Consider the following 21,189-nt stretch of genomic DNA (forward strand, 5'->3'; position numbering starts at 1 on the left):
CCCCACTCCCGATTCACTATTCCCCGACCTAAAACAGCACCCCCTGCGGCGACGCAGGCACCGGCTTGGCCGGTGGGGCCGGGCGGCGGAACGCGCTGCAGTCCAGCGGTGCCATGGTGCGTGCATCGAAGCCGGCGCGGCGATGGGCGAGGGCGAAGCGGCGCGCCAACAGGTCCGCATACACCCCCTGGCCGCGCAGGCGGGTGCCGAAGGCACTGTCGTAATCCTTGCCACCGCGCAGTTGCTGGATCGTGCTCATCACGTGCTCGGCGCGCTGCGGGTGATGGGTCTGCAACCAGTCGCGAAACAACGGTGCCACTTCGTGCGGCAAACGCAGCAGTACATAACCGGCGCTGCGTGCGCCGGCCTCGGCGGCGGCCTGCAAGATCGCTTCCAGTTCGTGGTCGTTGATCCAGGGGATCACCGGCGCCGCCATGACCCCGACCGGCACACCGGCAGCGTGCAGGGCACGCATCGCGCGCAGGCGTGCATGCGGGGCGGAGGCGCGTGGTTCGAGCCTTGCCGACAGATGCGGGTCGAGAGTGGTCACCGAAAAATGCACGCTGACCAGACCCTCGCGTGCCAGCGGCGCGAGCAGGTCCAGGTCGCGCGTCACCAGCGCATTCTTGGTGATCAGCGTAAACGGGTGCCGTGTCTCCCATAGCACCTCGATCAGCCGGCGCGTCAGGGCCCGCTTGCGCTCGATCGGCTGATACGCATCGGTGTTGATGCCCAGTGCGATCGGGCTGGGCACATAACCCGGCCGCGCCAACTCGCGACGCAACAGTTCCGGCGCATTGGTCTTGGCAAACAACCTGGTTTCGAAATCCAGCCCCGGCGAGAGATTGAGATACGCGTGCGAGGGCCGCGCGAAGCAATAACTGCAGCCGTGTTCGCAACCGCGATACGGATTGACCGATTGCGAGAACCCGATATCCGGCGATTGGTTGCGGCTGATGATGCTGCGCGCGGTTTCGTCGGTCACCTGGGTGCGCAACGACGGGGCGGCGAACTCTTCGCTGTCGTCGGTGTACCAGCCATCGTCCACCGCCTGCTGGGTGGTGACCTCGAATCGCCCGGGCAGATGGCCGGTCGCACCACGGCCCTTGATCGCACTTGCCATCGCGTCATCGTACGGCCGCGCCGTCTCATCCGCCGCGACCGCGCATTCAACCCGATGAAGCTTTCAGACCGCTGCCGCGCCGCCGCGTTGGCCACGCGGTCATCGCAGCGGCGCGTGCGGCCCGTAGAATCCGCGCATGCTCGCATTTGCTCAGGGCGCGTGGGATTGGCTGGCCAACCTTCCCCACCTCGAAGCGCTCCTCCTCGCCGCCTACGTGTTGTATCTGCTGTGGATCGCCGGCTGGATCGTGCTGCAGAAGCGCGAGCCGGTGGCCACGCTGAGCTGGGTGCTGTCGCTGGCGGCGCTGCCGTATCTGGGGTTGCTGATCTACTACTGGCTGGGCCCGCAGAAGGTGAAGCGGCAGCGGCTGCGGCGCGGGCGCTCGCGTTCGGGCATGGAGAGCTACAGCAGCGTGTGTCCGCCGGATGCCGACTGCACCGAGCTGGCCAAGATCGCCCAGTCCACCACCGGGCTGGCGCCCAGCAGCGCCACCGAGGTGCACTGGCTGGTGGACGGCGCTGCCACCTACGCCGCCATCATCGAAGCGATCCGGAGCGCACGGGACCATATCCATCTGGAGTACTACATCTTCCAGCCCGACCACAGCGGCACCGCGATCTGCGATGCGCTGATGGAGCGCGCCCGCGCCGGGGTCAAGGTGCGGCTGCTGCTGGATGCGATCGGCTCCTCGGCGATGACCCGGCGCGCCCTGCGCACGCTGCGCGAGGCCGGCGTGGAAACTGCCTGGTTCCATCCGTCCCAGTTCCTCAAGCCATTCAAGCGGCCCTGGCTCAACCTGCGCACCCACCGCAAGCTGCTGGTGGTCGACGGCCGGGTCGGCTTCACCGGCGGCATCAACGTCACCGACGAGGAGAACGAGCAGGTGCGTGCCGATGCCTACCGCGACCTGCATGTCCGCCTGCAGGGCCACGTGGTGCGCAGCCTGCAGCTGGTGTTCCTGGAAGACTGGCTGTATGCCACCGGCCAGGGCCGCCCCGCCTTCCACGGCCAGCAGCTGTGGCCGGAGGATGTGCCGACCCGCGCGCAGGGCACGGTCGATGCGCAGGTGCTGGTGTCCGGGCCGGATTCGTCGTGGGAGGCGATTCACCGGCTGATGGTGGCCGCCATCCATGAGGCCAAGCACCGCGTCTGGCTGGTCACCCCCTACTTCGTGCCCGGCGAGGCGGCCCGGATGGCATTGACCTCGGCCGCCCTGGGCGGGCTGGACGTGCGCCTGCTGGTGCCGCGGGTCAGCGATTCGCGCCTGGTCACCTACGCGGCACGCTCGTATTTCGACGAGCTGCTGGAAGCCGGCGTACGCATCTACGAATACGGTCCGCGCATGCTGCATACCAAGGCGCTGCTGGCCGACGACGAGGTCTGCGTCGTCGGCAGCGCCAATTTCGACAGCCGCAGCTTCCGCCTCAATTTCGAGTTATCGATGCTGTTCCGCGACCAGGCGGTGGCCGCCGAGCTGGCCGGCATGATCGGCACCGATCTGCAACACGCGCAGGAAGTCCGTTTCGTGCGCCTGCGCCCGTTGTGGCGCTCGCGCCTGCCCGAAGCCTTCGCACGGCTGTTGTCGCCGCTGCTGTGAGCCCACGCCGGCCCACGTGGAACCAGACCAGGCGCAGCGCTACACTGCCGCCACTCAACGGGGAGCTCGTCATGCACTGGCTGTTTCTGCTTATGGCACTGGGTGCGCTGGTGCTGGCCTTCAGCACGCCGCACGTGTGGTTGCTGGTAGTCTCGCTGCTGGTGGCGCTGGTGCTGTTGCTGCTGTGGACGCGCGGCTGGTTTGCCTCGCGCATGGGCGATACCCAGCGCGACACCAGCAGCATGATCGACCCGGCCGAGCTGCGCCGCCTGCGCGAAGTGGCCGAAGCCCGCAAGGCGGCGGCGCTGGCCGCGGCGCGCGACGGCGAGCCGCAGGCCTGAGCGCGCCCATGACCACCCGGCTCAGCGTCAACGTCAACAAGATCGCGGTGCTGCGCAACTCGCGCGGTGGCCACGACCCGGACGTGGTGGAGGCCGCACGGGCCTGCATCGCTGCCGGTGCGCACGGCATCACCGTCCATCCGCGTCCGGACCAGCGGCATATCCGCGCCGACGACGTGCTGGCGCTGGGTGCGCTGACCCGCGAGCGCGGGGTCGAATTCAATATCGAGGGCAATCCGTTCGCGCCACAGCGTCCCGGTTACCCGGGTTTGCTGGAGCTGTGCCGTGCCACGCGTCCGGAGCAGGTGACGTTGGTGCCCGACGGCGACGGCCAGCTCACCTCCGACCACGGCTTCGATTTCGCACAGGACACCGCCCTGCTTGGCGAATTGATCGCCGCATTCAAGGCGCTGGGCAGCCGCGTCAGCCTGTTCATCGATGCCGGCAATGCGCAGATCGGCCAGGCGGCGGCGCTGGGTGCGGACCGCATCGAGTTGTACACCGGTCCCTATGCACAAGCGCATGCCGACGGACAGCCAGCCGATGCGTTGGCCGAGTTCGCGGACGCCGCGCGTCGCGCCGCAGGGCATGGCCTGGGGATCAATGCCGGGCACGATCTATCGCAAGCCAACCTCGGCGAGTTTCTCGCCACCGTGCCGGGCGTGCTGGAGGTCTCGATCGGCCACGCCTTGATCGGCGAGGCGCTGTACCAGGGACTGGATGCCACGGTGCGCGCGTATGTGCAGCTGCTACGCAGGGCAAGCGCGCAGGCATAACGCCTGGGCTGCACTGGTTGATGGTTTGCGCTATTGCCTGAAAGTGGCTGACAAAACACTTGTGTCGCGGCCGGGCGATCGTGGCCTGTACCCGTGCTCTTTAAGTGCTTCTGTGCGCCTGGTTGCTGTGCGCAGCTCACATCCACCTGAGGGGTTGATCGCCACGCTCCGAAGTGAGCAAAGTCGTCTTGGATTCGCAATCGGGCACATTCGCCGTCTTGTTCGCCATGCCCGGTACCGGCGTTTTGAGCGGTGACCAGCCAGCCGCGTAGCGTGAGCGAGCAAATACGAACGCTCCGAAAGATTCTATGACGACCGCGTACGGACTATGTATTTGGTCAATTCGACAACGTACTAGAAGCGGCGAATTGTCAAACAGAGTGGCCACATAGGTGCCGGTCGCGCGACCGATCCACTACGTGTTGATTTACAGGCATGGGGCACGGCGGGTGATGAACAACGCAGCGATGCAGCCCAGAAAGCGCTGCGGTGGCTGAAACCACCGCAGCGTAAGCAGTCAATGATCCAGGTATCGCGGTAACTGCCTGCGCCATCCGTGCAAGTTCATTGCACAAACGCGATGCGTTGCACCTGTGCGTTCTTGGCAGCGGCAAGCACCTCGGCAAGGACCGCGTACTCGGCATCCTGGTTGGCAGCGATACGCAGCTCAGGCTGATTGCCCGCCGTCTCGCGCATCGTGTCGGTCATGATCTCCGCCAACGGTCCCCGATTCCCTGTCGTACTGAAAGCCATGACTGCCTCCGGTTCTGTGATCGTGGGTGCTGCACGACCGAGCATACGCTTGCTGCAGCAATAGGGAAGGGGGCTGGAGGGGCGCCCACGAGTGCGGACACGTCCGCTTGTGGTGGCGTGTATCGGTAAGGTGAGTTTGGATTGCCAGTCCGTGGTCGAACAGATACACCGTGGTTTCCCGCAACTCACCAGCGGAAAGACGGGCACCCGCCACTTGCGCGTTCCGGCATGCGGCACGCGTCGATGTCCGCATAGAAGATCCATGCTTGCAGAAAGGGGCAGATGGCAATGCGAGGTCTTGGGCCACAGCGGTCTGCGATGAAGACCCACCGTGCCCAACCAGCAATTCGCACATCGGCTTGTATGCGTGTCGAAGGCAGGTTGGGTTGGCTTCGTCTCCTGCGATCGCAACAGGTCTCTGTTGATTTGCCGTCGCAGGCAGTCCGCACGAGCTCGCCATTATCTCTGAACACATGGGGCAAGAGTCATCGCCTGCTTTGATATGGCAGTGGCATCGGACTGATGTGCAACGAGCCCACCGCGCGCGATAGGCCGCCCACCCACAACCACTTCTGCTTCGTCCCCGCCATCCATCGCATGGCGGCCACCGATATCGCAGCCCGATCGCCCAGATGACACGCATAAAAAAACGCCACCGTTTCCGGTGGCGTTGCAGTCGCGTCATGACTGTTGTGTTGCGGTCTTGCAGATACGTTTTTACTGCTGCATGAAGCCGATTTTCTTCATCTGCGCGTTCTTCGCAGCGGCCAGCACCTTCGCCATCACTTCGTACTCCGCATCCTGACTTGCATCGATGCGCAGTTCGGGCTGATTGGTCGGATCGGCCTGGACCACTTCTTCCATCTTCTGCTGCAGCTGATCCACCGGCGTCGGGCTGTTGTTCCAGAACACCTGGTTGCTGGCGTCGATACGCAGCTCGATCGGCGGCGGCGGCTCGGTCGTCTGCGGTGGCGGGTTGAGCACCCGCTGCGGCAGATCCACGGCGATCGGGTAGGTCATGATCGGCGCAGTGACGATGAAGATGATCAGCAACACCAGCATCACGTCCACCAGGGGCGTGACGTTGATGTCGGCCATCGGCCCACGGCCGCCACCAGTACTAAATGCCATGGCTTATTGCCCCTTGACTTTGGTTGCAACGAAACCGACGTCCAACATACCCTGACCCTGCGCGATCTTGGTGATCTCGTTGATCGTACGCATTTTGGTCGTGCGGTCGCCGCGCAGGTTGAGCGGCGGCTGCGGGGTCTGCTGCGCGGCGGTGGACAGGCGCGACTCCAGGGCTTCCTTGGAGATCGGCTCGTCGTTCCAGTACAGCGACCCGTCTTCCTTGACGGCCAGGGTGATCGGCGCGGCGCGTTTCTCCGCATCTTCCTTCTGGATCAAGTTGGCCTCTGGCAGCTCCACCTTGACCTTGTGGGACATCAGCGGTGCCGTAATGATGAAGATGATCAGCAGCACCAACATGACGTCCACAAGGGGCGTCACATTGATGTCGGCCATTGGGCCGCCGCTGTTTCCACTACTGAAGGCCATAACGGGCTCCGTCTAAATCGTTGCGAAGGCGTTCTTTACAACCGGATTAGCGAACGCGCGAACCGGTGGCGAAGAAGTCGTGCAGGTCGTGGGCAAAGGTGTCGAACTTGGCGATCACCGAGCTGTTGACCTTGGAGAAGAAGTTGAACGCGAACACCGCCGGGATGGCGACGAACAGACCGATCGCGGTCATGATCAGCGCTTCACCCACCGGGCCGGCAACGGCGTCGATGGAGGCCGAACCGGTTGCACCGATCTTGATCAGTGCGCCGTAGATGCCCCACACCGTACCGAGCAGACCGACGAACGGCGCGGTCGCACCGACGGTGGCCAGCAAGGTCATGCCCGACTGCAGCTTGGTGCTTTCGCGGGTCACGGCCTGACGCAGGGCGCGGTCGACGAACTCCGAACGGCTCAGGCTCTCGCCCAGGCCACCGGTGTTGCCTTCGGCGCGCTGGTGGTGCGCAGCTGCCTGGGCAGCATCCAGTGCGATCTTAGAGAACGGCTCGGAAGCCGGCTGTTCTTCCATGGCGCGGATGGCGTCCTGTGCATTCGGGGCATCCCAGAACGCGGTGGTCACGCGGTCAGCCGCGCTCTTCAGGCGGGTGGCGCGGAAGATGTTGATGACGGTCCAGTACCAGGAGGCAGCGGACATGGCGATCAGGGTGATCAACACGACCCAGGACACGGCGAAGTCGCCGGGGCTGGAGGTCATTTCGGTGATCAAGTGCTCGAAGCCCATCTGCGACAGAGCGGCCGACGGATTGGAGCCCCCTGCAGCGGCGGCGATAAAAAATTCCTGCAGCATGACGCTTACCTTTGTTGTGTGTGGTGATGAAGGGTGGAGCGAAAGGAAGACAGGATCCTGGGCCAGCCGAAGCCGGCCCGTGGGATCAGTTCAGAGCAAAGTTGACCGGGACGCGGACGCGTCCGGCGGCTTTCTGCCCGTTGACGGTGGAGGCGTTGAACTTCCACTTGCGTGCTGCGTCCATCGCGGCACGGTCAAGGTCGCGGTTGCGGCTGGACTTTTCGACCGACACGTTGGTCACGTTGCCGCTGGCATCCACATCCACGATCAGGATGACCTCACCTTGTACACCGGCACGGAATGCTGCCGGCGGGTACTTCGGCGGGTTCATGTTCTTGGACGAGATATCGACACTGGCGCCGATGTCACTCGGCGGTTGCGGCGGAGACGGCGGGCTCGGCGGCGTGACGATATCGCTCGGACGCGGTTCGGGAACATCGACGACCGGTGCTTCCGGCGGCGGCGGAACCGGTGACGGCTTCGGCGGCGACAGATTCTTGACCGGCGGTGGCGGCTTGTCTTCCGGCGGCGGCGGCGGCGGCGGCGGCGGGGGAGGAGGCGGTGCATCCACCAGGGTCACCATGGTGGTGCGCTCCTTCTCTGCCGGAGCCTTCGGCGCCACTGCAGGGATCAGCAACATCATCAGTGCAGTGAGGTGCAGGGCAATTACAAAAGCAATACCGATAATGCGGGCCCAGCTCAGACCCTGGTTCCCGGCATCATAGTCATGCCTGTGGATAACGAGTTGTTCCGTCATGCGCCAATGGCTCTTTCAGTGGGGGCCCGGATCACTGTGATGATCCCCAGGTTTTCGGACGGCTTTGACACCGCAGGAACTCCCAAGCTTATACCAATCCCGAGTCCTGTAACCACTAAAAACACAGGGATTTCGGGGGTTTATTTTCTTTTTTACTTCAGGTTGATGATCTTCTTGGCGTCTTCGGGTTTTTTGACGCCCTTGGCGATTGCCTGCTGCGCGGCCTGCTTGGCCTCCGGGATGCGACCTTCCGAATGCAGCACCTTGGCCAGATTCAGATAGGTCTCGCCGTCCTTGGAAAGCGGTGCGGCCTTCTGCCAGTTCTCGATCGCCTTCGGCACGTCCTCGCTGTAGTAATACGACTGGGCCAGCGCGAGGTATGTCTGATAATCAGGCTTGAGGATGCCTTTTTGCATACCCTCATTGATCACCGCGATGACGTCCTTTTCCTTGTTCTCGGTGTTGGCGTAAATGGAATACAACTGCTTGTATTCCTTCTCTTCGGTCAACTGCCCGGCGGCACGCAGCTTGTCCATCACGCCCGCGGCCTTGTCCATCTGGTCGGCCTGCATGTACATGCTGGCCAGATTGAGCTGGGCCTTCTTGTCGTTCGGCGTCTTGGCGGCGAGTGCTTCGGCTGCGGCGACCGCTTCACCGGTCTGGCCGGCTTCGGCATAGGACGCCATCAGCAGCTGGTTCCAGGTGTCCTTCGGCTCGGGCGAGGCGGCGATGGCCTGCTTCAACACCGGAATCGCCTCCTTGTAGCGCTCGGCCTGGTACAGCGCCTGACCCTTGAGGATCAGGTCTTCCGGACGCTGCGACTTGCTCTCGTCCAGATACTTGTCCAGCGTGGCCAGACCCTCGGCCTGCTGGTCGTCCTGCATCTGCAGCTGGGCCAGCATCAGCATCGACTGGAACTGGCCATTGTTGTCCAGCGCATTCAGGCCGATGGCCTGCTGCAGGTAGGTCTTGGCGCCCGCAGTGTCGTCCAGGTTGTAGGCAGCCTGCGCGGCCAGCTGTGCGGCCAGCGCCTTGTCAGCTTCGTTAGCAGCGCCATTGGCGAGGATTTCGTCAGCCTGGCTGCGGACAGCAGCATAGTCTTCACCCTTGTTGAAGGTCTCGATCAGCTTCTGCAGCTTGCTGCTCAGCTTGGACGACGGCTTGATCGTCGGCGCCTGGCGGGTGGACTGCGGATACAGCTCTTCAGCCTTGCCGCTGTTCTTGGACTTACGGTTGGCGCGCTCGGAGGAGCGGTCCGACTGCGCGACCGCATCGGTGATGACAGCCCCGCCCAGGGACGCTGCGATGAACAGGGACAACAGGGCTTGCTTGCGGTTGAGCAGTTTCATGTTTCACCTCGGACGAGCCGCCGTCGGGCGGTGCGAAAAGCGGAATGGAAGCTGTACGAAAAATCTGAGCCGGCAAACTTAGCAGAAAGTCCCAGTTCCCGAAAACGGTTTCCATGTTGTGGTGCGGAAAACAGGATGAACGGCACTTGCTTAGGAGCACTAACGCCACGTCATCGGCAGTGAGCGCGTGGTTGCAGCGACGTGAGCCGACCCACGGAGAGCGAGTCGCGCCCGCCGGTACTGTAGGTGCTGCCGAGCCGCCCGCCCGGGTCGGGCGATCAGCCGCACTTCGGCCTGCGCCCGGCTTGCTGCGCCTGCTGGTAGACGGGCTTGAGCTGGTTGACGTCGACCTGCAGCTCGCGGATGCGGTTGGCCGGATCGGGGTGCGTGGACAGCCATTGCGGCTGACGATTGCCGCTGGCCGCCATCATGTTCTGCCACAGGTTGACCGCCTGGGCCGGATCGAAGCCGGCCTGCGCCATCAGCCGCTGCCCGACGACGTCAGCCTCGCTTTCCTGGGTGCGCGAGCCGGGTAATAGGAACACTGTCTGCGCCGTCATGCCGCCGACCTGATTGACCGCACTGGCCGCACCGTCGCCGTACGCCGCACCGGCCAGGGCACCGATGATCCCCAGCCCGGTCTGCGCGCCGAGCTGGCGGGTGATGCGTTCTTCGTGATGCCGCGAAATGACGTGGCCTATTTCATGCCCGAGCACGGCTGCCAGCTGGTCCTGGGTCTTGGCCACGGTGAAGATGCCGGTGTTGACCCCGACCTTGCCGCCGGGCAGGGCGAATGCGTTGGCTTCGTCATCAACGAACAGCGCGGTTTCCCATTTGGTCTCACGCCACTGGGGCGGCAGTTGCGCCACCAGCGCATCGACCACGCACTGGACATAGGCGTTCTGCCTGCCATCGGTGCTGACCTTCTCCTTGGCCTTGGTCTGCGCGAACGACTGCGCGCCTAACTGGTCAAGCTGTTCCTGCGACACGCCTCCCACGACCTGGCGACGGCCGGTTGGCGAGGTCGTGGTGGCGCACGCCGTCAATGCGAGGACGGCAACAACGATCAACAGCTTGGCTTTCATTCGATCCCCCTGTAACCCTGGGGCCATTTTGGCAGGCTCGTCTTAACTTTTCGTCAAGCGCGCTGGAATGCCCGTAAAGACATAGTCAACAAGAGCCCAGCGCATACCGCTGACGCGCCAGAACGGCGCATGTAGGCTGTGCTTCCGTGCCGGCCAACGCCAGCACAGGACGGTTGGATAACGGCTAAGGCGATGGGCTGACCGGCGGCGGCGAGATCGTCGTGGGCGATTGTCGAAATGGGGTAGACGACTCACGGGATCCGGAGCGATGACCCGTCCTGAGGATGTCCGGACCCCGACGCGCCCGCAGACCGGTGGCGCGGCCATTTGGTTCGCCACGCTCAGCCGAAGCCGAAGAAATACAGCGCAGCTAAGGCCGTGGCATTGTTGATGCCGTGGGCGGCGATGGGCGCCCACAAGGTACCGGTGCGCCAGTACAACCACGCAAATGCCGCGCCCATGCTGCCGTAGACCAGCCACAGCTGGGCGATGGCCGCCGGGCCATTGCCGCTGATACCCGGCACTTCATGCACCAGCGCGAACAACACGCCACTGAGCACGACGCCCAGCCAGGGGTGACCGGCGGCCAGCAGGCGGCCGAACAGCACCCGCCGGAACAGCAGTTCTTCGTACGCCGGTGCGATCAGCACTGCAAAGACCGTCAGCGCCAGTGGCCATTGCTTGATGGCTTCTTCCATCAGCGGCAGGTTGGTCGGCACCGGCTTGATGCCCAGTGCCGAGGCCGCCACGCTGACCAGGTTGCTGACCAGGAAAACCGCCGCTGCGATCAATGCTGTCCAGCCCCAGGTAGAGGTCTGGCGCACCGCTGCGCGCGAGGCTGCCTGCTCGCTCGCGCTGGCGCGGCGGCGCCAGTAATACAGCAACACCGCCGGCGTGGCCGTGCTGAGCAGTGCGGTGAGCAATTGCGCCATCACTCCAGGCTGGCCGATCGCCGCCATGACCTCGGCCGGCGAGGGCGTCAGGCCCTGCGCCTTGGCTGCCTGCACATGGGCAATGCCGCGGAACGCGCCCCATAACGCGAAACCGGCCACGCTCAGGCTCAGCAACAGGCCGATGGCGATCAGCGCATCGATGCCGAACCCGAGCAACACCGGCAGCAGCGGCGGCCTGTCTGCGGCGCCGGACGGCGTCGGGGAAGGGGGGAGATCTGTGCGCATCGTCATCCTGCGAACGCCGCCTAGCCGACGCAGCACCGTAGCGCTGCGCCGCTACGACCACGGCGGCTCAGATATCCAAGTTGGAGACCTTCAGCGCGTTGTCCTCGATGAAGTCGCGGCGTGGTTCCACCACATCGCCCATCAGGGTGCTGAAGATCTGGTCGGCGGCCACCGCATCCTCGATGCGCACCTGCAACAGCCGGCGCGTATCGGGGTTGACCGTAGTTTCCCACAGCTGCTCGGCGTTCATTTCGCCCAGGCCCTTGAAGCGCTGCACCTGGCGGCCCTTCTTGGCCTCTTCCAGCAGCCAGGCCTGCGCCTGGCCGAAGCTGGTGATTGGGTGGGACTTGTTGCCGCGCACGATCTGCGCGCCCTCGCGGACCAGACCGTGCAGCGCCAGCGCCACCTCGCGCAGCGGACGCAGCTCGCCGCTCTCGAACGCACCCATCGGCAACACCTGGGTGAATTCCTCGCCCATATGGCGACGGATCGCCACCAGCGTTGCCGCAGTGTTGTCTGTGGCCGGATCGAAGCGCAGCTGGTAGCGCGCCGTGCCCAGGGTGCCGCGATTGAGCACGGCCTGCAGCGCATCCAGGCTGGGATGGACGTCGCCTTCGGCCTGCAGCTGGGCCACGTCCAGCGGCGGCAGGTCGATCAGCGCGGTGAGCAGGGCCGGATCGTAGCGATGCGCATTGCGGGCGATCGCATCGTTGGCACCGGCGAACAGCAGCAGCAGTTTTTCCAGCGCCTCGCCGGTGATCGGCGGCTCATCGGCCGCCGGAATCAGCACCGCACCTTCGACCGCGCTGCTGGCCAGATAGGCATTGAGCGCGGCATCGTCCTTCAGGTACAGCTCGCTCTTGCCCTGCTTGAGCTTGTACAGCGGCGGCAGGCCGATGTAGATGTAGCCGCGCTCGATCAGCTCCGGCATCTGCCGGTAGAAGAACGTCAACAGCAGGGTACGGATGTGCGAACCGTCGACGTCGGCGTCGGTCATCAGGATGATGCGGTGGTAACGCAGCTTGTCCGGGTTGTACTCATCGCGGCCGATGCCGGTGCCCAGCGCAGTGATCAGCGTGCCGACCTGGTCGGAGGCCAGCATGCGGTCGAAGCGGGCGCGTTCGACGTTGAGGATCTTGCCGCGCAGCGGCAGCACCGCCTGGTTCTTGCGGTTGCGGCCCTGCTTGGCCGAGCCGCCTGCCGAGTCACCCTCGACGATGAACAGTTCCGACAGCGCCGGATCCTTTTCCTGGCAGTCGGCGAGCTTGCCGGGCAGGCCGGCGATGTCCAGCGCGCCCTTGCGGCGGGTCAGGTCGCGCGCCTTTCGGGCGGCTTCGCGCGCGCGCGCAGCGTCGACGATCTTGCCCGTGATGGCCTTGGCTTCGTTCGGGTTCTCCTGCAGGAACTCCTGCAGACGTGCACCAAAGGCGTTTTCCACCGCCGGGCGCACGTCCGAGCTGACCAGCTTTTCCTTGGTCTGCGACGAGAAGCTGGGGTCGGGCACCTTCACCGACAGCACCGCGATCATGCCTTCGCGCATGTCGTCGCCGGTCAGCGAGACCTTGGCCTGCTTGGCGATGCCGTTCTGCTCGATGTAGTTGCTCAACACACGGGTCAGCGCACCGCGGAAGCCGGCCAGGTGAGTGCCGCCGTCCTTCTGCGGAATGTTGTTGGTGAAGCAGTACATGGTTTCCTGGTAGGCGTCGGTCCATTGCAGGGCGACGTCGACCACGATGCCGTTGTGCTCGCCGGTTACCGAGATCACGTTCGGGTGCAGCGGGGTCTTGAGCTGGGCCAGATGCTCCACGAAACTGCGGATACCGCCCTCATAGTGGAAATCGTCGCGTCGACCTTCACCACGCTCATCGATCAGGGTGATCTTGACGCCGGAGTTGAGGAAGGACAGTTCGCGCAGGCGGCGGGCCAGGATGTCGTAATGGAACTCGACGTCGCTGAAGATCTCCACCGCGGGCTTGAAGCGCAGCGTGGTACCGCGTTTGGTCGAGGCTTCCAGCTGCTTGAGCGGGTACTGCGGCTCGCCCAGCGCGTATTCCTGCTGGTAGTGGAAGCCATCGCGCCAGATATCCAGCCACAGGCGCTCGGACAGCGCATTGACCACCGACACGCCGACGCCGTGCAGGCCGCCGGACACCTTGTAGCTGTTGTCGTCGAACTTGCCGCCGGCATGGAGCACGGTGAGGATCACCTCGGCCGCGGAGACGCCTTCTTCCTTGTGGATGTCGACCGGCACGCCGCGGCCGTTGTCGGACACCGACACCGAGCCATCGACCAGGATTTTCACCACGATATCGTCGGCGTGGCCGGCCAGGGCTTCGTCGACCGAGTTGTCGACCACCTCGAAGACCATGTGGTGCAAACCGGTGCCGTCGTGGACATCGCCGATGTACATGCCGGGCCGCTTGCGGACGGCTTCCAGGCCTCGCAGCACGGTGATCTTGCTGGAGTCGTAAGTGCCATTGGGGGTCGTCGGGGTGTTCTGTTCGTCGGTCATGCGCGTGCCGTTGGCTCCACAACACGGGCGCGGACGGCAAGAGCCGCTTTGCACCGTGGGAAAAGGGGGATAGCCCGGAAATTATACCAGTCGGCCCGCATCGGCCGTTGGCTCACTGCAGGGCCGCGTGCTGGAGGAGCGCACCGTGTTCCACGTGGAACCGGTGCAATACCCCCCCGGCCTCAGCCAGCCCTGGCGGCGTCTCCGTTGCCGTGATCAGTACCTGTGCCGGGGCCTGCGCCAGTCTCTGCAGCACCCTGGCCTGATGGTGTCGATCCAGCTCCGACCCAAGGTCGTCCAGCGCGATCACCGGCCATTCCCTACGTTCCTGGGCAAAGTCTTCCGCCTGAGCAAGCAGGCAAGCCAGGGCAGTCAGCTTGGCCTGGCCGCGCGACAGCGCATCCTTGCCGGGAAGCACATTGAAGTGCGGCGCCCAGTCGGCGCGGTGTGGCCCTTGCGAGGTATAGCCGTTCTGGCGATCGCGCTCGCGCGCCAGCAGCAGGGCATCTGCCAGTGACACCTCGTGACGTTTCCACCCCGGAGAGAAGTTCAGCGCAGACAGGTCGAGAGACGGGGCGATGGCAGTCACGACCGGAATCAGGCGTTCCTGCAGTCGTTCGAGGTAGCGCAGTCGCCTGGAGGTGAGTGTTTCTCCGGACTCGGCAAGCTCATGGTCCCAGGCGTCCAGCATTCGAGGCTGCGCCCCCTGTTTGAGCAGGGCGTTGCGCTGCTTGAGTGCACGCGCGTAGCGGCGCCATAGCGAAAGGAAGTCAGGTTCCACGTGGAACAACCCCCAATCCAGAAAACGCCGACGCGGTTCGCCGCCACCGCTGATCAGGACATGGCTCCCCGGCTCGAACGTCACCACGGCAAGCGCAGCGCAGAGGGTGCCGAGCTGGGCAACATCCTCCCCGTCGAGCCGACCGGTCCATTCCTGTCCGCTATGGCGAAGGCCTGCACGCCGCGTGCGGTCCTGTGCCGTGCCGCTGTCCTCGCGCCATTCGACGAAAACCTCCAGATCGCTGGCGCCCTGCTGGATCAATCCATCGCGTACCCGGCCACGGAAGCTACGGCCGTAGGCCATCAGGTGAAGTGCCTCGAGCACGCTGGTCTTGCCTGCACCGTTGTCGCCAGTCAACAGGTTCAGCGAGCTGGCAGGGTAGAGCTCAACCGTCTCGAATCGACGAAGTCGGTGGATGGACAAGCGCACTATGTGCATCGATCGGTGTACTCCGGGCTGTGATCCGGCGCTTCCGGTCGCAGCGGAGGATACGTGATTGGACAGGTTACGCGCAGCCAGGGCTGGCGATTGTCAGGGGATGGGCCGGGGATAACCTGGGGACAAAAAAACAGCCAGAGACCCTCACAGTAGTTGTCCACAAGCTATCAGGCCGAAAATCGGGCTTGAAGCACAGGGTTTCGTGACCTAAAAGTGGTTGAAAAACAGCTACTTGACCTACTTTTAGGTGAAATTTGTTCCTACCAACACCACAAAGCTCTTAAGTTATTTATAGATTTAAAAGCAAATGCAGATGTGCATAAGTCAACCCTGACCACTTCTTGAGACGGCCAGGCAGACCGCGGGTGGATCCTCAATCCAATGCCCCCGTGTCAGCTGACACGGGGTCGGAGGCCCTGTCTCCCATGCTTGTGAGACTTGGTTGGGCCCGATCAACCCCTCCGCCCGTCGTTTCATGTTGGCTAATCATTTGCCCAGGCAAGTTAGCAACGGAGACTTGTCTCGGTTTTCTATTCTCTTGGGTGCAGATTGGCCGTCGTGTGATGCGATCGAATGGGTGCAGGCGATAACTGCACTTGTCAAACGACTTCACTATTGGTCGCTGCCGGGAAATCTAATCTTCAGACATCAAGTTACTGCTGTCTGGATGCATCAATGCATGACTGCAGATACGATCGATCTCAGGACGTCTTCCGTTGTCCGAGCTCGGCTTTGTCTTCAAGAATCCCTTTTTTTGAAGCCCCGCCCACAAAAAAGCCCGGATCTCGCCGGGCTTCCGTGTTCCACGTGGAACGCAACGTCAGAGACGCAAGGGCATTACGACATGACGCGACTTCTCGCTGCTGGCCTCACGCACCAGTGCAGACGAGTTTGCATCGCGCAGCTGGATGACGACGTGCTCGTCGCGCAGCGCGGACAGCGCATCCAGCAGGTAATTCACGTTGAAGCCGATGGCCAGGTCATCGACCTTGGTGTCTGCCTCGATTTCTTCCTGGGCTTCTTCCTGTTCGGGGTTGTGGGCGCTGATCTTCAGCTGACCCGGCGACACTTCCACGCGCACGCCGCGATACTTCTCGTTCGACAGAATTGCCGCACGCTGTAGCGCGGCACGCAGGGCTTCGCGATCCACCTTGACCTCGCGATCGGCGCCAATCGGAATCACTGCCTCGTAATCCGGGAAGCGCCCGTCGATCAGCTTGGAGGTGAAAGTGACATCGCCGCGCTTGACGCGGATATGGCTCCGACCGACTTCCAGCTCTACCTCGCGATCAGCCGCCTCCAGCAAGCGCAGCAGCTCGGTCACGCCCTTGCGCGGCACGATGATCTGGCGCTTGGCACCGCCGGAATTTTCCAGCTCGGTTTCGCACAGGGCCAGCCTGTGTCCGTCGGTGGCTACGCAACGCAGCAAGCCATCGCGCAGGTCGAACAGCAGGCCGTTGAGGTAATAACGCACATCCTGCTGCGCCATCGCGAACGCAGTGCGCTCGATCAACTCCTTCAAGCCCGCTTCCGGCACGGCGACGCGCTCGGTGGCTTCGACTTCGTCGACCGACGGGAAGTCGTTGGCGGGAAGGGTGGCCAGCGTGAACCGGCTGCGTCCTGCCTGCACCGTCACCTTGTCGCCGGTCTGCGAGATGGTGGCGCGGCTGCCGTCGGGCAGGGCACGCAGGATGTCGAACAGCTTGCGCGCCGGGATCGTGGTTTCACCATCCTGCGCGTCTTCCACCATCGTGCGCGAGATCATTTCCACTTCCAGGTCCGTACCGGTCAACGAGACCTGGCCATCCTTCACCTGCACCAGCAGGTTTGCCAGGACCGGCAAGGTTTGACGGCGTTCGACCACATTGACCACTTGGGCCAACGGTTTGAGGAAGGCTTCGCGCTGCAGTGTAAAACGCATGTGGTTCCGTGCCCCTATGCTTTAAAGATAATGGATAAATCAAAAGCTTGGTGGTGATGGTAGAGCCGTTTTTAGCGGATAACCATCCTAACGCCTTGTTTCTAAAAGAACTTCAGCACCCGAAAGCCATTGGACTACTGCCCCTGGGGTCGAGGTAAAACCTGTGGATAGTTTTTCGTACGAACCGCGGCGCAACGTTATCCACAGATTCTCCCGCATTTGACCCCAACTCATCCACGCTTTTTTCCAAACATGGCGAAAAGCGCAGCAAACCCTCACTCGCTGAGCTTGCGGATCAGCTTTTCCCAGTCCTCGCGCAGCTTGCCGTCGGCCTCCATCAGGGTGCGGATCTGCCGGCAGGCATGCAGCACGGTGGTGTGGTCGCGGCCGGCAAAGGCATCGCCGATCTCGGGCAGGCTGTGTTCGGTGAGTTCCTTGGCCAGCGCCATCGCCACCTGACGCGGGCGCGCCAGCGAGCGGGTACGGCGCTTGGACAGCAGGTCCTTCATCTGCAGACCGTAGTAGTCGGCCACGGTCTTCTGGATGTTGGGGATGCCGATCGCCTGTTGCTGCGCGCGCAGCAGGTCGCGCAGGGTTTCCTGGGCAAATTCCACCGTGATGGCGCGTCCGGTGAAGTTGGCGCGTGCCACCAGCGTGTTGAGCGCGCCTTCCAGGTCGCGCACGTTGGAGCGCATCTTCTTGGCAATCAGGAACGCCACGTCATCCGGAATATCGGCGCCGCGTTCGCGTGCCTTGGCCAGCACGATGGCGGCGCGGGTCTCGAAATCCGGGGGGTCGATCGCCACCGACAGGCCCCAGGCCAGACGCGACTTGAGCCGCGGCTCCAGGCCCTCGACTTCGCGCGGGTAGCGATCGCAGGTCAGGATGATCTGCTGGCGGCCATCGAACAGCGCGTTGAAGGTGTGGAAGAACTCCTCCTGCGTGCGGTCCTTGCCGGCAAAGAACTGGATGTCGTCGATCAGCAGCGCATCGATCTGCTGGAACTGGCGCTTGAACTGGTCCATCGCCTTGTCCTGCAACGCCCGGATCATCGCGCTGAAGAACTGCTCCGAGCGCAGGTACATCACCTTGGCGGCCGGATTGGCCTGGCGCAGCGCGTTGCCGGCGGCAAACATCAGGTGGGTCTTGCCCAGACCGGTGCTGCCGTACAGCAGCAGCGGGTTGTGCGCACGGTCGCCGGGTTTCTGCGCAGCCTGGATCGCCGCTGCCAGGCCGAGCTGGTTGCTGCGGCCTTCGACGAAATTGGCGAAGGTGTAGTGTGAGTCCAGGTTGCCCGCGAACGGCACGATCGGCGCGGCGATCGGCGCACTGGGCGCCGCTGACGGTGCGGGCAACGGTTCCGGCGCACGCGGCCGCGACCCCACCGCCAGTGCCACCTCGCCGTTGCCGGCGAAATAGGCCAGCAGCTCGCGGATGCGTGGCAGGTAGCGTTCGCGGACCTGGTCGACGATGAAGGCGTTCGGGGCGTACAGCACGATGCTGTCGCCGCGATCTTCGGCTTGCAGGGGTTTCAACCAGGTGTGGACATCTTCGGGCGGGAATTCGGCTTCGAGACGTTCCAGACAGCGGGGCCAAGCATCCATCAAAGTGTGATCATCTGTTGCTGGCTGCGGCGCGCAGCAAGGCGCCGTGCACGCAGCCCGGAAGTGAAAAGAGGATGGACCAGACTAGCACCGCAGGCCGGCTTTTCCCAGACTTATTCACAGGTCCATCCACAGGATGCAGGTCTGTTCGCGATGGTCAAAGCACCACGGGAGTTGACCCGGCCCGATGCGGTCCTATAAAATTGCCGGTTCACCGTTTCCATTCATGCAGAGGGCCCCATGGCCACCAAGCGTACTTTCCAACCCAGCAACCTGAAGCGAGCACGCGACCATGGCTTCCGCGCACGTATGGCAACCGCCGACGGCCGCAAGATCCTGGCTCGCCGCCGCGCCAAGGGCCGCAAGCGCCTGAGCGCTTGATTGCCGCGCCGCTCGCTGCGGCCGAGGCAGTCCCACCCGTGAACGTATCGAACCCGTGCAGGCGATTTCCGCGCTCTGCGCGGGTTCGTACGCGTGCGCAATATACGGTTGTCTTCGACACCGCGCGTCGGACCTCCGATCCGCTGCTCAGCCTGCATTGGCGCACTGGCGATACGCCGCCGCGCCTGGGGATGGCCGTGTCGCGCAAGGTCGATACCCGTGCGGTCGGTCGTAACCGCATCAAGCGCGTCCTGCGCGATGCGATGCGCCACCTGCTGCCCGAGCTGGCCGGCGGCGACTACGTGATTGTCGCGCGTTCGGCAGCCGCCAAGGCGACCAATCCACAGATTCGCGACGCCTTTGTGCGTCTGCTGCGCCGTGCCGGCGCATTGCCCCTGCCTGCCGCGCCCGGCACAATGCCGCCCGCCAGGACGATGCACCCATCCTCCCTTTCCCCGATAGAGCCGGAACTGTAGTTCCGACTGAGCGAGTTGCTGCCCGATGAACCAGACCCGCGTTTTCCTGATTTTTGCCTGGCTGATGGTCGCGGCGCTGCTGTGGATGGAGTGGGGCAAGGACAAGGCGGCGGCGAATGCACCTCCCGCAGTCGCCACGCAATCGGTACCGGCTGCGCGCGATCTGGATGCTGCGGCACCGTCGGCCAATGTGCCGGCGGCCCAGGCCCTTCCGCAGGCGGGCGTGCCGGCCGCTGTACCGGCGACCAGCACGACTGCCGCGATGCCGACCGCTGCCGGCCCTGCGCCGGTCATCACCCTGACCTCGGACGTACTGCGCCTGAAGCTGGATGGCCGCAGCGTGCTCGATGCCGAACTGCTGCAGTTCCCGCAGACCAAGGACGGCACCGCGCCGGTCAGCCTGCTGACCGAAGATGCCGCGCACCCCTATAACGCCACCAGCGGTTGGGCCAGCGAGCATTCGCCGGTACCGGGCGTGGGCGGCTTCCGTGCCGAGCAGCCGGGCACCGCATTCGAACTGGCCAAGGGCCAGAACACCCTGGTGGTGCCGTTTATCTGGAATGGCCCCAACGGCGTGTCGATCCGCCGCACCTTCACTTTGGAGCGCGGTCGCTACGCGATCTCGATCAAGGACGAGGTGATCAACAAGAGCGGCGCGCCGTGGAACGGCTACGTATTCCGCAAGCTGGGCCGGGTGCCGACCATCCTCAGCCGCGGCATGACCAACCCGGATTCCTTCAGCTTCAACGGGGCGACCTGGTACAGCCCACAGGAAGGCTACGAGCGTCGTGCGTTCAAGGACTACATGGACGACGGTGGCCTGAATCGCCAGATCACCGGCGGCTGGGTGGCGCTGCTGCAGCACCACTTCTTCACCGCGTGGATTCCGCAGAAGGATCAAGCCTCGCTGTACGTGCTCAATCAGGACGGTCCACGTGACGTGGCCGAACTGCGTGGCCCGGCGTTCACCGTGGCGCCGGGCCAGACCGCCAGCACCGAAGCGCGCCTGTGGGTGGGCCCGAAGCTGGTCAGCCTGATCGCCAAGGAAGACGTGAAGGGCTTGGACCGTGTGGTCGACTACAGCCGCTTCTCGATCATGGCCATCATCGGCCAGGGTCTGTTCTGGGTGCTGAGCCATCTGCACAGCTTCCTGCACAACTGGGGCTGGGCCATCATCGGCCTGGTGGTGCTGCTGCGTCTGGCGCTGTATCCGCTGTCGGCCGCGCAGTACAAATCCGGTGCCAAGATGCGCCGCTTCCAGCCGCGCCTGGCGCAGCTCAAGGAGCGTTACGGCGACGATCGCGTCAAGTACCAGCAGGCGACGATGGAGCTGTTCAAGAAGGAAAAGATCAACCCGATGGGCGGCTGCCTGCCGCTGCTGATCCAGATGCCGATCTTCTTCGCGCTGTACTGGGTGCTGGTGGAATCGGTGGAATTGCGCCAGGCGCCGTGGCTGGGCTGGATCCAGGACCTGACCGCGCGCGACCCGTATTTCATCCTGCCGGTGCTCAACATCGCCATCATGTGGGCGACGCAGAAGCTGACCCCGACCCCGGGTATGGACCCGATGCAGGCCAAGATGATGCAGTTCATGCCGCTGGTGTTCGGCGTCATGATGGCCTTCATGCCGGCCGGCCTGGTGCTGTACTGGGTGGTCAACGGCGGCCTGGGTCTGCTGATCCAGTGGTGGATGATCCGCCAGCACGGCGAGAAGCCGAGCAAGATCATCCAGGCCAACGCCAAGTAAGCGCA

18 protein-coding genes and 1 pseudogene are annotated in these 21,189 nt (G+C 63.9%); 6 read left to right on the forward strand and 13 right to left on the reverse strand.

The window, feature by feature from the left end:
• Positions 1–28: 28 nt before the first annotated feature.
• Positions 29–1,123: a PA0069 family radical SAM protein gene (locus XCSCFBP4642_RS0100855; protein ID WP_029218129.1), complete on the reverse strand. Its 1,095-nt coding sequence runs from the start codon at positions 1,121–1,123 to the stop codon at positions 29–31.
• A gap of 136 nt (positions 1,124–1,259) precedes the next feature.
• Between XCSCFBP4642_RS0100855 and cls the strand changes: the two genes are divergently transcribed.
• The 3 genes from cls to XCSCFBP4642_RS0100870 all read left to right on the forward strand — a co-directional run bounded on the left by cls (position 1,260) and on the right by XCSCFBP4642_RS0100870 (position 3,837).
• Positions 1,260–2,720, forward strand: coding sequence for a cardiolipin synthase (cls, locus tag XCSCFBP4642_RS0100860; RefSeq protein ID WP_029218130.1), 1,461 nt, complete (start codon positions 1,260–1,262; stop codon positions 2,718–2,720).
• 71 nt (positions 2,721–2,791) lie between these two features.
• Positions 2,792–3,061, forward strand: a complete 270-nt coding sequence (locus tag XCSCFBP4642_RS0100865; RefSeq protein ID WP_029218131.1) for a hypothetical protein — start codon at positions 2,792–2,794, stop codon at positions 3,059–3,061.
• Between the two features lie 8 nt (positions 3,062–3,069).
• Positions 3,070–3,837: a pyridoxine 5'-phosphate synthase gene (locus XCSCFBP4642_RS0100870; protein WP_029218132.1), complete on the forward strand. Its 768-nt coding sequence runs from the start codon at positions 3,070–3,072 to the stop codon at positions 3,835–3,837.
• Positions 3,838–4,401: 564 nt separating this feature from the next.
• Here the strand turns inward: XCSCFBP4642_RS0100870 and XCSCFBP4642_RS26085 are convergent.
• The 12 genes and pseudogenes from XCSCFBP4642_RS26085 to dnaA all read right to left on the reverse strand — a co-directional run.
• Positions 4,402–4,533 (reverse strand): annotated as a pseudogene (locus XCSCFBP4642_RS26085) (biopolymer transporter ExbD); the annotation flags it as partial.
• A 774-nt stretch (positions 4,534–5,307) separates the two neighbouring features.
• A complete protein-coding gene (locus tag XCSCFBP4642_RS0100880) occupies positions 5,308–5,721 on the reverse strand; it encodes an ExbD/TolR family protein (RefSeq protein ID WP_029218133.1) in 414 nt (137 codons plus the stop codon).
• Between the two features lie 3 nt (positions 5,722–5,724).
• Positions 5,725–6,147 carry an ExbD/TolR family protein gene (locus XCSCFBP4642_RS0100885; protein WP_005912447.1) on the reverse strand — a complete coding sequence of 141 codons (423 nt, stop codon included), beginning with the start codon at positions 6,145–6,147 and terminating at the stop codon, positions 5,725–5,727.
• Between the two features lie 46 nt (positions 6,148–6,193).
• Entirely contained in the window at positions 6,194–6,955 is a 762-nt protein-coding gene (gene exbB / locus XCSCFBP4642_RS0100890; protein ID WP_029218134.1) for a TonB-system energizer ExbB, read from the reverse strand.
• Positions 6,956–7,040: 85 nt separating this feature from the next.
• Positions 7,041–7,712 (reverse strand): energy transducer TonB, encoded by a 672-nt coding sequence (locus XCSCFBP4642_RS0100895; protein WP_033897859.1) that lies wholly within the window; start codon positions 7,710–7,712, stop codon positions 7,041–7,043.
• Positions 7,713–7,864: 152 nt separating this feature from the next.
• Entirely contained in the window at positions 7,865–9,061 is a 1,197-nt protein-coding gene (locus XCSCFBP4642_RS0100900; RefSeq protein ID WP_029218136.1) for a tetratricopeptide repeat protein, read from the reverse strand.
• 278 nt (positions 9,062–9,339) lie between these two features.
• Positions 9,340–10,146 (reverse strand): M48 family metallopeptidase, encoded by an 807-nt coding sequence (locus tag XCSCFBP4642_RS0100905; protein ID WP_029218137.1) that lies wholly within the window; start codon positions 10,144–10,146, stop codon positions 9,340–9,342.
• A gap of 341 nt (positions 10,147–10,487) precedes the next feature.
• Entirely contained in the window at positions 10,488–11,324 is an 837-nt protein-coding gene (locus tag XCSCFBP4642_RS0100910; RefSeq protein WP_029218138.1) for a CPBP family intramembrane glutamic endopeptidase, read from the reverse strand.
• A gap of 67 nt (positions 11,325–11,391) precedes the next feature.
• Positions 11,392–13,836, reverse strand: coding sequence for a DNA topoisomerase (ATP-hydrolyzing) subunit B (gene gyrB, locus XCSCFBP4642_RS0100915; RefSeq protein WP_029218139.1), 2,445 nt, complete (start codon positions 13,834–13,836; stop codon positions 11,392–11,394).
• 112 nt (positions 13,837–13,948) lie between these two features.
• Positions 13,949–15,055 (reverse strand): DNA replication/repair protein RecF, encoded by a 1,107-nt coding sequence (recF, locus tag XCSCFBP4642_RS0100920; RefSeq protein ID WP_029218140.1) that lies wholly within the window; start codon positions 15,053–15,055, stop codon positions 13,949–13,951.
• Positions 15,056–15,875: 820 nt separating this feature from the next.
• The gene (dnaN, locus tag XCSCFBP4642_RS0100925) at positions 15,876–16,976 is read right to left on the reverse strand and encodes a DNA polymerase III subunit beta (protein ID WP_029218141.1); all 1,101 of its coding nucleotides are present in this window, start codon (positions 16,974–16,976) and stop codon (positions 15,876–15,878) included.
• A gap of 275 nt (positions 16,977–17,251) precedes the next feature.
• A complete protein-coding gene (gene dnaA, locus XCSCFBP4642_RS0100930) occupies positions 17,252–18,580 on the reverse strand; it encodes a chromosomal replication initiator protein DnaA (RefSeq protein WP_029218142.1) in 1,329 nt (442 codons plus the stop codon).
• Positions 18,581–18,820: 240 nt separating this feature from the next.
• Between dnaA and rpmH the strand changes: the two genes are divergently transcribed.
• The 3 genes from rpmH to yidC are packed head-to-tail and all read left to right on the forward strand — an operon-like array spanning position 18,821 to position 21,184.
• Positions 18,821–18,961 (forward strand): 50S ribosomal protein L34, encoded by a 141-nt coding sequence (gene rpmH, locus XCSCFBP4642_RS0100935; RefSeq protein WP_002805908.1) that lies wholly within the window; start codon positions 18,821–18,823, stop codon positions 18,959–18,961.
• Between the two features lie 38 nt (positions 18,962–18,999).
• Positions 19,000–19,437 carry a ribonuclease P protein component gene (rnpA, locus tag XCSCFBP4642_RS0100940; RefSeq protein WP_029218143.1) on the forward strand — a complete coding sequence of 146 codons (438 nt, stop codon included), beginning with the start codon at positions 19,000–19,002 and terminating at the stop codon, positions 19,435–19,437.
• A 25-nt stretch (positions 19,438–19,462) separates the two neighbouring features.
• The gene (gene yidC / locus XCSCFBP4642_RS0100945; protein ID WP_029218144.1) at positions 19,463–21,184 is read left to right on the forward strand and encodes a membrane protein insertase YidC; all 1,722 of its coding nucleotides are present in this window, start codon (positions 19,463–19,465) and stop codon (positions 21,182–21,184) included.
• Positions 21,185–21,189 lie beyond the last annotated feature (5 nt).

The organism is Xanthomonas cassavae CFBP 4642, assembly GCF_000454545.1.
Lineage (GTDB): Bacteria > Pseudomonadota > Gammaproteobacteria > Xanthomonadales > Xanthomonadaceae > Xanthomonas > Xanthomonas cassavae.

Excerpts from the sequence above, each read along its gene's own strand:
- exbB (WP_029218134.1), bottom strand. The coding sequence starts at position 6,955 with ATGCTGCAGGAATTTTTTATCGCCGCCGCTGCAGGGGGCTCCAATCCG.
- XCSCFBP4642_RS0100895 (WP_033897859.1), bottom strand. The coding sequence starts at position 7,712 with ATGACGGAACAACTCGTTATCCACAGGCATGACTATGATGCCGGGAAC.
- XCSCFBP4642_RS0100910 (WP_029218138.1), bottom strand. The coding sequence starts at position 11,324 with ATGCGCACAGATCTCCCCCCTTCCCCGACGCCGTCCGGCGCCGCAGAC.
- rpmH (WP_002805908.1), top strand. The coding sequence starts at position 18,821 with ATGGCCACCAAGCGTACTTTCCAACCCAGCAACCTGAAGCGAGCACGC.
- XCSCFBP4642_RS0100865 (WP_029218131.1), top strand. The coding sequence starts at position 2,792 with ATGCACTGGCTGTTTCTGCTTATGGCACTGGGTGCGCTGGTGCTGGCC.
- XCSCFBP4642_RS0100880 (WP_029218133.1), bottom strand. The coding sequence starts at position 5,721 with ATGGCATTTAGTACTGGTGGCGGCCGTGGGCCGATGGCCGACATCAAC.
- yidC (WP_029218144.1), top strand. The coding sequence starts at position 19,463 with ATGAACCAGACCCGCGTTTTCCTGATTTTTGCCTGGCTGATGGTCGCG.
- XCSCFBP4642_RS0100900 (WP_029218136.1), bottom strand. The coding sequence starts at position 9,061 with ATGAAACTGCTCAACCGCAAGCAAGCCCTGTTGTCCCTGTTCATCGCA.
- XCSCFBP4642_RS0100885 (WP_005912447.1), bottom strand. The coding sequence starts at position 6,147 with ATGGCCTTCAGTAGTGGAAACAGCGGCGGCCCAATGGCCGACATCAAT.
- dnaA (WP_029218142.1), bottom strand. The coding sequence starts at position 18,580 with ATGGATGCTTGGCCCCGCTGTCTGGAACGTCTCGAAGCCGAATTCCCG.
- XCSCFBP4642_RS0100870 (WP_029218132.1), top strand. The coding sequence starts at position 3,070 with ATGACCACCCGGCTCAGCGTCAACGTCAACAAGATCGCGGTGCTGCGC.
- XCSCFBP4642_RS0100905 (WP_029218137.1), bottom strand. The coding sequence starts at position 10,146 with ATGAAAGCCAAGCTGTTGATCGTTGTTGCCGTCCTCGCATTGACGGCG.
- gyrB (WP_029218139.1), bottom strand. The coding sequence starts at position 13,836 with ATGACCGACGAACAGAACACCCCGACGACCCCCAATGGCACTTACGAC.
- recF (WP_029218140.1), bottom strand. The coding sequence starts at position 15,055 with ATGCACATAGTGCGCTTGTCCATCCACCGACTTCGTCGATTCGAGACG.
- XCSCFBP4642_RS0100855 (WP_029218129.1), bottom strand. The coding sequence starts at position 1,123 with ATGGCAAGTGCGATCAAGGGCCGTGGTGCGACCGGCCATCTGCCCGGG.
- dnaN (WP_029218141.1), bottom strand. The coding sequence starts at position 16,976 with ATGCGTTTTACACTGCAGCGCGAAGCCTTCCTCAAACCGTTGGCCCAA.
- cls (WP_029218130.1), top strand. The coding sequence starts at position 1,260 with ATGCTCGCATTTGCTCAGGGCGCGTGGGATTGGCTGGCCAACCTTCCC.